Source organism: Vibrio sp. B1FIG11 (assembly GCF_905175335.1).
GTDB lineage: Bacteria > Pseudomonadota > Gammaproteobacteria > Enterobacterales > Vibrionaceae > Vibrio > Vibrio campbellii.
On the sequence record NZ_HG992751.1, the window covers coordinates 1,320,369 to 1,331,888 of the forward strand.

The 11,520-nt window shown below is 46.6% G+C and carries 12 protein-coding genes; 1 reads left to right on the forward strand and 11 read right to left on the reverse strand.

Going from position 1 to position 11,520, the window contains the following annotated elements; translation table 11 throughout:
• Positions 1–26 precede the first annotated feature (26 nt).
• Positions 27–1,352 carry a Na+/H+ antiporter family protein gene (locus KHO06_RS06015; protein ID WP_005430775.1) on the reverse strand — a complete coding sequence of 442 codons (1,326 nt, stop codon included), beginning with the start codon at positions 1,350–1,352 and terminating at the stop codon, positions 27–29.
• Between the two features lie 28 nt (positions 1,353–1,380).
• Positions 1,381–2,025 carry a ribonuclease T gene (rnt, locus tag KHO06_RS06020; protein WP_005439693.1) on the reverse strand — a complete coding sequence of 215 codons (645 nt, stop codon included), beginning with the start codon at positions 2,023–2,025 and terminating at the stop codon, positions 1,381–1,383.
• 306 nt (positions 2,026–2,331) lie between these two features.
• Between rnt and KHO06_RS06025 the strand changes: the two genes are divergently transcribed.
• Positions 2,332–3,213: an OmpA family protein gene (locus KHO06_RS06025; protein WP_045377297.1), complete on the forward strand. Its 882-nt coding sequence runs from the start codon at positions 2,332–2,334 to the stop codon at positions 3,211–3,213.
• A gap of 124 nt (positions 3,214–3,337) precedes the next feature.
• Here KHO06_RS06025 and KHO06_RS06030 read toward each other — a convergent pair whose 3' ends face one another.
• The 9 genes from KHO06_RS06030 to rsxA form a co-directional block, all read right to left on the reverse strand.
• Positions 3,338–3,772, reverse strand: coding sequence for a DUF2753 domain-containing protein (locus tag KHO06_RS06030; protein WP_005536418.1), 435 nt, complete (start codon positions 3,770–3,772; stop codon positions 3,338–3,340).
• Between the two features lie 137 nt (positions 3,773–3,909).
• On the reverse strand, positions 3,910–4,326 hold the full coding sequence (gloA, locus tag KHO06_RS06035) for a lactoylglutathione lyase (protein WP_005536423.1): 417 nt from the start codon (positions 4,324–4,326) through the stop codon (positions 3,910–3,912).
• A gap of 31 nt (positions 4,327–4,357) precedes the next feature.
• The gene (nth, locus tag KHO06_RS06040; protein ID WP_050906281.1) at positions 4,358–4,999 is read right to left on the reverse strand and encodes an endonuclease III; all 642 of its coding nucleotides are present in this window, start codon (positions 4,997–4,999) and stop codon (positions 4,358–4,360) included.
• A 79-nt stretch (positions 5,000–5,078) separates the two neighbouring features.
• Positions 5,079–5,771 carry an electron transport complex subunit E gene (locus tag KHO06_RS06045; protein ID WP_010645729.1) on the reverse strand — a complete coding sequence of 231 codons (693 nt, stop codon included), beginning with the start codon at positions 5,769–5,771 and terminating at the stop codon, positions 5,079–5,081.
• On the reverse strand, positions 5,764–6,402 hold the full coding sequence (rsxG, locus tag KHO06_RS06050; RefSeq protein ID WP_038889838.1) for an electron transport complex subunit RsxG: 639 nt from the start codon (positions 6,400–6,402) through the stop codon (positions 5,764–5,766). Before rsxG ends, KHO06_RS06045 begins: the two co-directional genes overlap by 8 nt.
• Positions 6,403–6,409: 7 nt before the next feature.
• Positions 6,410–7,456 (reverse strand): electron transport complex subunit RsxD, encoded by a 1,047-nt coding sequence (gene rsxD / locus KHO06_RS06055; protein WP_077262371.1) that lies wholly within the window; start codon positions 7,454–7,456, stop codon positions 6,410–6,412.
• Complete coding sequence (gene rsxC, locus KHO06_RS06060; protein WP_212582239.1) at positions 7,456–10,185, reverse strand: electron transport complex subunit RsxC; 2,730 nt, start codon at positions 10,183–10,185, stop codon at positions 7,456–7,458. Before rsxC ends, rsxD begins: the two co-directional genes overlap by 1 nt.
• A gap of 8 nt (positions 10,186–10,193) precedes the next feature.
• The gene (gene rsxB, locus KHO06_RS06065; RefSeq protein ID WP_005439677.1) at positions 10,194–10,787 is read right to left on the reverse strand and encodes an electron transport complex subunit RsxB; all 594 of its coding nucleotides are present in this window, start codon (positions 10,785–10,787) and stop codon (positions 10,194–10,196) included.
• Between the two features lie 3 nt (positions 10,788–10,790).
• Complete coding sequence (gene rsxA, locus KHO06_RS06070) at positions 10,791–11,369, reverse strand: electron transport complex subunit RsxA (protein WP_005425202.1); 579 nt, start codon at positions 11,367–11,369, stop codon at positions 10,791–10,793.
• Positions 11,370–11,520 lie beyond the last annotated feature (151 nt).

Genomic DNA, 11,520 nt, shown 5'->3' on the forward strand with positions numbered 1-11,520 from the left:
CGAATTGTATCCATCCGATGATGCGATTACAGCACCATTGCAGCAATCCAACCAAAGATGATCAGAGGGATGTTGTAGTGGATAAATGTCGGTACTACGGTTTCCCAAATGTGTTCGTGCTGACCGTCTGCGTTTAGGCCTGATGTTGGACCTAACGTTGAGTCTGAAGCAGGAGAGCCGGCATCACCAAGAGCGGCTGCCGTACCAACAAGGGCGATAGTTGCCATTGGTGAGAAGCCGAATGCTAGTGATAGCGGAACATAGATAGTCGCAAGGATTGGAATCGTAGAGAACGATGAGCCGATGCCCATTGTTACCAACAAACCAACGATAAGCATCAATAGTGCTGCAAGAGGTTTGTTGTCACCGATGCTGGTTGATAGCGATTGTACCAGTGTTTCAACGCCGCCAGTTTGCTTCATTACTGCCGCAAAACCTGCCGCTGCAATCATGATGAAGCCAATCATTGCCATCATGTGAACACCTTTAGTGAACACATCGTGCGTCTCTTTCCACGCGATAACGCCGCCGAAAGTGAATACCATGAAGCCAGCTAATGCACCAATGATCATCGAGCCTGTGTAAAGCTGAACGCTTAACGCTGCGATAATACCCAAGCCTGCAACCATGATGTGCTTCTTATTTAGCTTCGCTTCTGATTCTTGAACAACGGTCAGTTCAGTTTCTTTGTATTCGCGAGGTTTGCGGTAGCTAAAGAAGATCGCAGTTAGAAGACCAAACAACATACCTGCGCCCGGCAACAGCATTGCTGTCGGTACTTGGCTTGCCACAACATCGGTTAGACCGTTGTCATGCAGATTCTTCAGAAGGATATTGTTAAGGAAGATACCACCAAAGCCGATAGGCAGAACCATGTATGGCGTGATCAAACCAAAGGTAAGCACACAAGCAACTAAACGACGGTCCAGCTTCAGCTTAGCGAATACGCCCAAAAGAGGTGGGATCAAAATTGGAATGAAGGCGATATGTACCGGAATCACGTTTTGAGATGACATGGTAACAAGTACAAGAGCAACCAATACTGCGTATTTTAGACCCGTAGTCGACGCAGAGCTCTCTTTACCATTTAGGCGCTTGATAACGCTTTTTGCAAGAAGGTCAGTGATGCCAGAGCGAGAAATTGCAACAGCGAAAGTACCTAGCATTGCGTAGCTTAGTGCGATAGTCGCACCGCCACCTAGGCCACTTTCAAATGCGGCAACCGTATCCCCAAGGCTCATGCCAGCAACAAGGCCACCAACGATGGCACTAAACGTGAGGGCAACCACCACGTTTACGCGCATCAATGCTAATACGAGCATGACGCACACAGATATAACGACAGGATTCATACTTTTCCTAATATGTTGTGTTTACTTATTATTCTTCGTCGACAAGCGGCCAACCGCCTAGGGCCTTCCATTTGTTGACGATGCCACAGAATAACTCTGCAGTTTGTTGTGTATCGTAGAGGGCTGAGTGTGCCTCACGATTGTCGAATTCCATCCCTGCAGCTTTACATGCTTTAGCGAGAACAGTTTGACCATAAGCAAGCCCACTTAATGTTGCGGTATCAAAAGTGGCAAATGGATGGAAAGGGACTCTTTTGAGTTTGCAGCGCTCATTTGCTGCATTAACAAAACTTAAGTCGAAAGCAGCGTTATGTGCCACCATGATGGCACGGGAACAGTCTGCCGCTTTTTGCTCTTTGCGGATCAGTTTGTAGATTTCTTTGAGTGCTTCTTGTTCTGATACTGCACCGCGAAGAGGGCTGAATGGGTCACGAATGCCATTGAATTCAAGCGCTTCTTTTTCTAAATTCGCGCCTTCGAATGGTTCGATATGAAAATGAATGGTTGAGGCAGGATGCAGATCGCCATTTTCATCCATGCTAAGGGTGACGGCACAGATTTCTAAAAGTGCATCAGTTTGAGCATTGAAACCTGCGGTCTCAACGTCTACTACCACTGGAAAATAACCACGAAAACGCTTTTTCAGGGTCAGAGCTTCATTTTCTATTGTCATGTTGGCTTATATTTGTGTGACGAAGGCTGCATTATTGCAGATTCTACCGATGAGAAAAACCGCAATTTGGGAGAAATGTAAAATTCTATTTCCCGTTAACCAGTAAGGGTTATAACTAAAAACAAGGTTAACGTGCACCTGTTATTCTCGCGATGTTATTTACCATTTTATGCACTTGCCAAAGTGAGCGTTAACTCCTTATATCCCCTTGCAAATTCTATGTTGGCGGGATTTTTGCATTAGTTTGCATGTTTTTAATTGATTCAAGTAAGCGGCAATAGACTGCCGTTTGAGAGAAGAACCTAGATGAATAAATGGCTAGTAACCAGTGGTGTCCTGATGTCTTTACTCAGCGCAAACAGCTTTGCGTCGATGGGAAAGCGCTACGTTGCCACACCGCAGCAATCACAGTGGGAAATGGTGATGAATACGCCGTTGGAGTGTCAGCTGGTGCATCCAATCCCAGGATTTGGTGATGCGGTATTTTCATCTCATGCAAGTAAAAAAATCAATTTGGATTTTGAATTGAAGATGCTCCGCCCTATGGGTGAAACGCGCAATGTCAGTTTGATTTCTATGCCGCCACCTTGGCGTCCGGGAGAGAATGCGGATCGCATTAGTAACCTTAAATTCTTCAAACAGTTTGATGGTTACGTCGGCGGACAAACCGCTTGGGGCATTCTCTCTGAGCTAGAAAAAGGCCGCTATCCAACGTTTAGCTACCAAGACTGGCAGAGTCGAGATCAGCGTATTGAGGTCGCATTGTCTTCGGTACTGTTCCAAAACAAATACAACGCCTTTAGCAGCTGCATTGCTAACTTGCTGAAGTATAGTTTTGAAGACATTGCCTTCACGATTCTTCATTATGAGCGTCAAGGTGATCAGTTAACTAAAGCTTCGAAGAAACGTTTAGCGCAAATCGCTGATTACGTTCGCCATAACCAAGATATCGATTTGGTGTTAGTGGCGACATACACAGATTCGACAGATGGTAAAAGTACGAGCCAAAGCTTATCTGAACGACGAGCGGAATCATTGCGCAGTTACTTCGAATCTTTGGGCTTATCTGGGGAGCGTATTCAAGTGCAAGGCTACGGCAAGCGTCGTCCGATTGCAGATAATGGGTCACCAATAGGTAAAGACAAGAACCGTCGCGTGGTGATTTCACTAGGGCGTACCCAGGTTTGATCTTAAATATTCACTAATACAAAAACGCCAGAGTCTGACTCTGGCGTTTTTTATCCGTTTGACGCTGTTTGATTCTATTGGTTGTCGCTTAGAGTTGCTTGCTGCTTAAGGCATATAATGAATGCTAGTTTAAGCGGAACTTAGCAATGATTTCGCAATTGGTTGCTGTGTCGATTTTCTCGACCTGTTTTGCGATTACAGGGTTTGGATGGCGCTTCATGAAATCAATGAGGGCCTTAGTACAGCAGCCGATTGAATCAATAAAGCTTGCGCAATCTCTATTCGGACATTGAGGGATCAGCGTCAGCACTTTCTCAGAAGCGAGTTGAAGATATTTGAGCTCATATTCTGTGTCGCCTGCCCAGCGCCAAAATTGGGCAAGGTTGTGGCATGAAATCACCGAAATCAATAATCGCTCGTCGGCCTCTATTTCCACGCATTCGCTAATATCTTCACTCAGGCTAAGGGCTTGCTGGTAATGAAGAATGCTGCGAACAGGGTCATCTAGTTGAAGTGCCGTATCGGCTAGAAGTGTGTGTTTTTCCCATTCACTGATCATTATCGTTATCCCACATGTCGATGTTGGTGGTGAATCTAAACGATAATTATTATCAAGTAAAGTAATTTGTTGATAAAAGAAAGGCAGGTCTCAGACCTGCCTGCAAATAATAGCGAGTTTCAGTAGGAGAGGCTGAGTTAGCCCTCTAGGCCTGCTGATGCTTGTTTATTTTGAATCAGTTCAATCATGTAGCCATCTGGGTCCTTAACGAAAGCGATATGAGTCGTTCCGCCTTTAACTGGGCCAGCTTCGCGAGTCACGTTACCGCCAGCTGCTTTGATTGCGTCGCAAGTTGAGTAGATATCGTCTACGCCAATTGCGATGTGGCCAAATGCAGAGCCTAGGTCGTACTCGGTTTTACCCCAGTTGTAAGTTAGCTCAATGACGGCACCTTGAGACTCATCACCGTAACCAAGGAACGCCAGCGTGTATTCGTACTCTTTGTTTTCATTAGTACGAAGCAACTGCATGCCCATGACTTCAGTGTAGAACTTGATAGATTTGTCTAGATCACCCACGCGCAGCATGGTGTGAAGAATTCGACCGTTTGACATTATTTGCTCCTAGCGATTGTTTCAGACGGGGTTATTCGTCTGGGTACACTTTTTCTTTGAATTCACACAGATCTTCGATGATACAGCTGCCACAGCGAGGCTTTCTCGCCACACAGGTATAGCGACCATGAAGGATCAGCCAGTGGTGTACATCAAGCTTAAACTCTTTTGGCACCACTTTAAGAAGTTTTTCTTCTACGTCGTCGACGGTTTTACCCATCGCAAACTTTGTACGGTTAGATACACGATAGATGTGCGTGTCCACCGCGATAGTTGGCCAACCGAAGGCGGTATTCAGTACCACGTTAGCGGTTTTACGACCTACACCCGGCAAAGCTTCAAGTGCTGCACGATCTTCTGGCACTTCACCGTTGTGCTTCTCTAGCAAGATCTTACAAGTCTTGATGGTGTTTTCGGCTTTTGAATTAAACAGACCGATGGTTTTGATGTATTCCTTTAAACCATCGATACCCAAATCAAGAATGCCTTGTGGTGTGTTCGCTACAGGGTAAAGCTTGTCTGTTGCTTTGTTTACACTTACGTCTGTCGCCTGCGCAGAAAGCAGTACTGCGATAAGTAACTCAAACGGTGTGCTCCAGTTAAGCTCCGTCTGAGGATTGGGATTGTTTTCTCGTAGTCGTTCGAGAATTTCAATTCTTTTGACTTTGTTCATTGCTGACTTCCAAACCCGTCTTTGCGGTTTATGAAAAAGGCCCTACGAGTGGTAGAGCCTTGATTTTTGAATTCTTATATTATGCGTTAGTTACGCGAGCGCGCTCAATGGCTGGTTTTTCTTCTTTTGGCTGACGTGCCTGAATTGAGCTGTCGATAACGTTTTTCAACGCAATCAAAAGTCCTACGCCAATAAAAGCCCCTGGCGGCAATAATGCCAATAGGAAGCTGCTATCAAAGTGGAAAACTTGAATACGCAGTGCCGCAGCCCAGTCACCCAATAGCAGGTCTGCACCATCGAACAAGGTGCCGTTACCGATAAGTTCACGCATAGCACCAAGTACAACCAATACCGTTGTCATACCCAGCCCCATCCAGAAACCATCCAATGCTGCTGGCAATGGATCATTCTTCGAAGCGTAAGCTTCCGCACGGCCGATGATAATACAGTTGGTTACGATCAGTGGGATGAAGATGCCCAGAGATAGATACAGTCCGTAGGCATAAGCGTTCATCAAGAGTTGAACACAAGTTACCAAGGCGGCGATGATCATAACGAAAACGGGAATACGGATTTCTTTTGGTACGTAGTTACGAATCAGTGAAACCGTCACGTTCGAACCAACAAGCACCAATAAGGTTGCAATACCCAAACCAAGGGCGTTGGTAATAGTGGAAGAAACCGCAAGTAGAGGACACAACCCCAGAAGTTGCACTAGGGCAGGGTTGTTGCTCCACATGCCGTTTTTCATTAGCAGTTTATTTTCACTCATGGTTGCCTCCTGCGCAGTCTAGGGGCTGATTTAGAATCTCATCACGAGACTTATTTACGTAGTTTACTGTGTTTCTCACCGCTTTCACTACCGCACGAGGGGTAATAGTTGCGCCAGTAAACTGATCGAAATCGCCACCATCTTTACGAACTCGCCAAGAATTCCAGTTGCCTTCGGTGACTTGCTTACCAGTGAAGCTCAAGATCCAATCCGTAACGCGTAAATCAATTTTATCACCCAATCCCGGCGTTTCTTGATGGCTTAGGATACGAGTACCAAGGATCTTGCCTTCGTTATCGATGCCAGTGATGATTTTGATTTCACCGTTGTAGCCATCTGGTGCGATGGACTCAATCGCCATTGCCGTCGTTTGGCCATCTTTAGTGGCGATGTAAGTTGGCATCGAGCGAACTGTGCCTAGATCGGGCGCAGATACCATAGTACATGCCGCGACAAGGTTGTTGTCATGCATTTCTTCCGGAATCACTTGGTTAAGAACCGACAGCAATTGCTTTTGTTCCTGAAGCTTAATTTGATCTTTTGTTAGGTACTGAGTCAGTGCCACAAGACCGGTTGTAGCACAGGCGAAGATCGCCAATGTCAGACCATTTTTTCTAATAGCGGTTAACATGTTTACCTCAGTGACCGTAAGTTCTTGGTTTGGTGTAGTAGTCGATCAGCGGTACACACATATTGGCAAGCAGAACAGCGAATGCAACGCCATCTGGGAAGCCACCCCAACTACGAATAATGAATACCAACGCACCGATCAGAGCGCCGAAAATCAAGCGACCTTTCACGGTCGTTGATGCTGAAACAGGATCGGTAGCGATAAAGAACGCGCCTAACATCGTTGCACCTGAAAGTAGGTGGAAGATTGGTGACGCGGTTTCTCCCGGTATGATCAAGCTAAACACGGTACTAAACAGTGCCAAGCTACCTAGGAAACCAACAGGAATGTACCATTGGATGATGCGTTTCTTGATCATCACTAGGCCACCAACCAAGTAAGCTAGGTTTACCCATTGCCAACCGATACCCGCAAGCCCACCAAACATTGGCTGTGAAAGCACCTCACTTGGCGTTGCACCAGTATGAATACCAGTTTTGAATGCATCTAATGGAGTTGCCATTGTCACGCCATCCACACCAGCGCGAACTTGTTGCAGCGACAAACCATCAAAGTCATAGCCAGTGAAGATCAGAGACAACGCGTCTGCAAAAGTCACATGCTCAGACATCAATGAAACAGGCGCGCTCCAACTTGTCATTTGGACAGGGAAGGAGATAAGCAATACAACGTAAGCGACCATTGCTGGGTTAAATAGGTTTTGACCAATACCACCGTATAAGTGCTTTGCAATAACGATGGCAAAGATCAAACCGATAACCATGATCCACCAAGGGGACCATGGTGGGATTGCTACGGCTAATAGCCATGCTGTCACGATGGCACTGTTATCACGTAGTGCTCGTATTGGAGAACGCTTACGCACAAGCATGACTAATGCTTCAAGTGACACTGCGACCGCAATAGCGAACACAAGTTGAATGATGGTGCCCCAACCAAAGAAATAGGTTTGAGCCACTAAGCCAGGAATAGCGCACAGGGCTACCCATTTCATCAAATCAGGCGTGCTGCGACGGCTGTGAGCGTGTGGTGAACTGGCAATAAAAAACGACATTACTCGTTCTCCTCAGTATTGTTCTTATTCGCTTCTTGCTGAGCTTTACGTGCCTTAGCACGAGCAATGGCTGCGGCAACCGCGGCTTTCTTCGGATCCACTTCTGGTTCTTCAGAAGGCGTTTCTTCAACAGATTCTGTATGTGCCTCTTGCTGAGCTTTACGTGCTTTAGCGCGAGCAATGGCAGCGGCAACAGCAGCTTTCTTTGGATCCACTTCTGGCTCTTCAGAAGGAGCTTCCGCTTCAACAGATTCTGTTTGTGCTTCTTGCTGAGCTTTGCGTGCTTTAGCACGAGCAATAGCTGCGGCAACAGCGGCTTTCTTTGGATCTTCAGTTTGTTCTGTAGGCGCTTCCGTTTCTGCAGACTCAGTTGATTCTTCTTGCTGAGCTTTGCGTGCTTTAGCGCGAGCAATGGCTGCGGCAACCGCAGCTTTCTTTGGATCTTCAGTTTGTTCTGTAGGCGCTTCCGTTTCTACAGATTCAGTAGAACCTTCTTGTTGAGCTTTACGCGCTTTAGCACGAGCAATGGCAGCGGCAACTGCTGCTTTCTTCGGATCTTCAGCTTGTTTAGCAGGTGCTTCCGTTTCTGCAGATTCTGTAGAACCTTCTTGCTGAGCTTTACGTGCTTTGGCACGAGCAATCGCTGCAGCAACAGCAGCTTGCTTTGGATCTTCAGCTTGTTCTGCTGGTGTTTCCGCTTCTGCAGATTCCATAGAGTCTTCTTGCTGAGCTTTGCGCGCTTTTGCACGAGCAATCGCTGCAGCTACTGCGGCTTTCTTCGGATCTTCAGCTTGTTTAACAGGTGTTTCAGCTTCTACAGATTCGGTTGAATCTGCTTGTTGTGCTTTTTTCGCTTTAGCTCTGGCGATAGCTGCCGCGACGGCTGCTTTCTTGTCACCAGATTCAGCAGGTGTTGATGCGTCTTCTTGTTGAGCTTTCTTCGCCTTAGCACGGGCAATTGCTGCTGCAACCGCCGACTTCTTATCGTCAGCATTATCCGTAGATGTGTCACCTTGCTCTTTTTGTGCTTTGCGTTCGCGAGCAAGACGTTTGCGTTCTTCGCGTAGCTTCGCCATTTCTGAGTTATCAGGCTCGGCTGCACCAGATTGAGCTGCTGCAGCTTGTTTGGCTTTTGCTTTGGCAATCGCGGCTGCAACCGCTGGTTTCACTGCTGGTTCCGCTTTGGCTTCGGCATTGTCTTTTTGTGCTTTCACGCGAGCGATGGCTGCAGCAATAGCATCGTCACCGCCAGAGGCTTTCATGTCTTTACGACGATCATCTGCGGCTTTCTTAAAGCGATTTTCACGTTCTGCTTTTTCGCGTTCCATACGCGCTTTCTTCTCTTCAAAGCGCAGCTTAGCTCGTTCAGCTGCTGCGGCTTCTTGAGCGCGTGTACGGATTTCAGCTTTCGCTTGGCGATAGTATTGAACCAGCGGAATTTCACTCGGGCACACAAATGCACACGCGCCACATTCAATACAATCTTTAAGGTTCAGTTCTTCCAGCTTTTCGTATTCTTGGCTTTTTGCATACCACTGAAGCTGCTGTGGCAATAGCGATGCAGGGCACGCTTCCGCACATTGGCTACAACGGATACATTCCATTTCGTATTGGTCAGAAGCGATTTCTCGACGCTTAGGTGCCAGAATACAGTTTGCCGTTTTAGTGATAGGAACCTGAGCGTGGGGGAGGGTAAAGCCCATCATTGGACCACCCATGATCAGGCGCTGCAGTTTCTTATCTGCTTTGTAGCCAAACTCGTCTAAAAGTGCTTGTACTGGCGTACCAAGTAGCGTCCAAACGTTACGTGGTTGCTTGAAGGTCTTACCCGTTAGAGTCACGATGCGATTTACTACAGGTTCGCCATCGATCACTGCACGTTTAATTGAGTAGAGAGAACCAACGTTTTGAACCAGGATACCAATATCGGCAGGGATAGCGCCGCTAGGAACTTCTTTGTTGGTCAAAATCTTGATGAGTTGCTTCTCACCACCAGAAGGGTATTTGGTTGGGATAACGCGGATCACGATGTCTTTGTTCATCGCCGCTTGTTCCAGCGCTTTGATTGCTGCTGGCTTGTTATCTTCAATACCGATGATGGTCAGTTTTGGCTTAAGGATATGTTCGACGATCTCGATACCTTGGATCAGTTCGTCTGCATGTTCCTGCATGAGTTTGTCATCGGCGGTGATGTAAGGTTCACATTCTGCCGCATTAACGATAAGAATTTCGGTACGTGCAATACCCGATTGGATCTTCTTAGCTGTAGGGAAGCCTGCGCCACCCATGCCAGAGATACCAGCAAGGCGGATCACGTCGATCAATGCATCAGCGGATTCTTGGGTGTAATCGGCTACTGGCGTTTTCTCACACCAAGTATCATTACCATCAGGTGTGATAACTGCGCACAGTTCACTTAACCCCGATGGGTGAGCTACGGTTCGTGGCTCGATAGCTGTTACTTGCCCAGAAGTTGGAGCATGAACAGGAACGGTGAAACCACTGTCTGACGCCGTCAGCTGTTGACCTTTCAACACTGTGTCACCAACAGCAATCAATAGATTACCTGCTTTACCGATGTGTTGTTTTAAAGGTAGGACGATTTCCGACGGAATGGCTGCATGAACCAATTCAGTTTTGTTGGATTGCTTTTTGTTTTCTGCCGGATGCACGCCGCCTGGGAAATCCCATAGAGAACCAGTACGAATTTGTTCAATCAAAGACAACATACGAAACCTTATTTAATTGAATCAGTCACGTTCGCTGCATTGGCAGCATCCGTAATGTTAACGACTGGAATGGCGTTAAGCTTCCACTTCCAGCTCTCTGTGGTAGTTTCCACAGGAATCATTTCAATACAGTCAGTTGGACAAGGCGCAACGCACAAGTCACAACCTGTACATTCGTCTTTGATTACGGTATGAAGGGCTTTAGTACCACCAACAATCGCATCCACAGGACACGCTTGGATACACTTGGTACAACCGATACACATGTCTTCATGGATGAAAGCAACGGTTTTGACTTTGCTGTCGAGATCGTGTGCCGACTCTTCGGCTTCGACGCCCATTAGATCCGCCAGTTTTTCAATGGTCGCTTGACCACCTGGAGGACATTTATTGATTTTATCGCCATTCGCGATTGCTTCTGCGTATGGACGACAACCAGGGTAGCCACATTGGCCACACTGAGTTTGCGGTAGGATAGAATCGATTTGATCGACAATTGGATCCGCTTCGACTTTGAAGCGAATCGATGCAAAACCGAGTATTGCCCCGAATACAGCTGCGAGGGCAGCAAGAGCGATGATCGCAATTAAAATCGTACTCATCGTTTACTTCACCAAACCTGTAAAGCCCATAAAGGCAAGAGACATAAGGCCTGCGGTGATCATTGCAATCGATGCGCCTTTAAATGGCACAGGTACATCAGCTGCAGCAATACGTTCACGCATTGACGCAAATAGGATAAGTACCAAAGAGAAGCCAACCGCTGCACCAAAACCGTAAATGATCGATTCGATAAAGTTGTGGTTTTCATTGATGTTAAGTAGAGCAACACCCAGAACCGCACAGTTCGTTGTGATCAGTGGTAGGAAGATACCCAATAGACGATAAAGCGTCGGGCTGGTTTTGTGCACGACCATTTCGGTGAACTGTACAACAACAGCGATCACCAAAATAAAGCTCATGGTTCGTAAATATTCGATGCCCAGTGGACGCAAAACATAGCTTTCCACCAAGTATGCACACACAGACGCGAGCGTTAGTACAAAAGTTGTAGCTAAGCCCATGCCAATTGCTGTTTCCAGTTTTTTAGACACGCCCATAAAAGGACACAAGCCTAAAAACTTCACCAGTACAAAGTTGTTCACCAGCACAGTGCCGACCAACAACAAAATATATTCGGTCATAGTTATTACGTTCTTCAAATCCGATCCCAATATTATCGTGTTTTGTGACACCAATAACAACCAGAGAACGGTGTGGTTTTATGCACCCGATGGAAAATTATACGTGTATGTGATGTGAGCGGATGAATTAATAAGAAATTGAAAAGTTTGG

Excerpts from the sequence above, each read along its gene's own strand:
- KHO06_RS06015 (WP_005430775.1), bottom strand. The coding sequence starts at position 1,352 with ATGAATCCTGTCGTTATATCTGTGTGCGTCATGCTCGTATTAGCATTG.
- rnt (WP_005439693.1), bottom strand. The coding sequence starts at position 2,025 with ATGACAATAGAAAATGAAGCTCTGACCCTGAAAAAGCGTTTTCGTGGT.
- KHO06_RS06025 (WP_045377297.1), top strand. The coding sequence starts at position 2,332 with ATGAATAAATGGCTAGTAACCAGTGGTGTCCTGATGTCTTTACTCAGC.
- KHO06_RS06030 (WP_005536418.1), bottom strand. The coding sequence starts at position 3,772 with ATGATCAGTGAATGGGAAAAACACACACTTCTAGCCGATACGGCACTT.
- gloA (WP_005536423.1), bottom strand. The coding sequence starts at position 4,326 with ATGTCAAACGGTCGAATTCTTCACACCATGCTGCGCGTGGGTGATCTA.
- nth (WP_050906281.1), bottom strand. The coding sequence starts at position 4,999 with ATGAACAAAGTCAAAAGAATTGAAATTCTCGAACGACTACGAGAAAAC.
- KHO06_RS06045 (WP_010645729.1), bottom strand. The coding sequence starts at position 5,771 with ATGAGTGAAAATAAACTGCTAATGAAAAACGGCATGTGGAGCAACAAC.
- rsxG (WP_038889838.1), bottom strand. The coding sequence starts at position 6,402 with ATGTTAACCGCTATTAGAAAAAATGGTCTGACATTGGCGATCTTCGCC.
- rsxD (WP_077262371.1), bottom strand. The coding sequence starts at position 7,456 with ATGTCGTTTTTTATTGCCAGTTCACCACACGCTCACAGCCGTCGCAGC.
- rsxC (WP_212582239.1), bottom strand. The coding sequence starts at position 10,185 with ATGTTGTCTTTGATTGAACAAATTCGTACTGGTTCTCTATGGGATTTC.
- rsxB (WP_005439677.1), bottom strand. The coding sequence starts at position 10,787 with ATGAGTACGATTTTAATTGCGATCATCGCTCTTGCTGCCCTCGCAGCT.
- rsxA (WP_005425202.1), bottom strand. The coding sequence starts at position 11,369 with ATGACCGAATATATTTTGTTGTTGGTCGGCACTGTGCTGGTGAACAAC.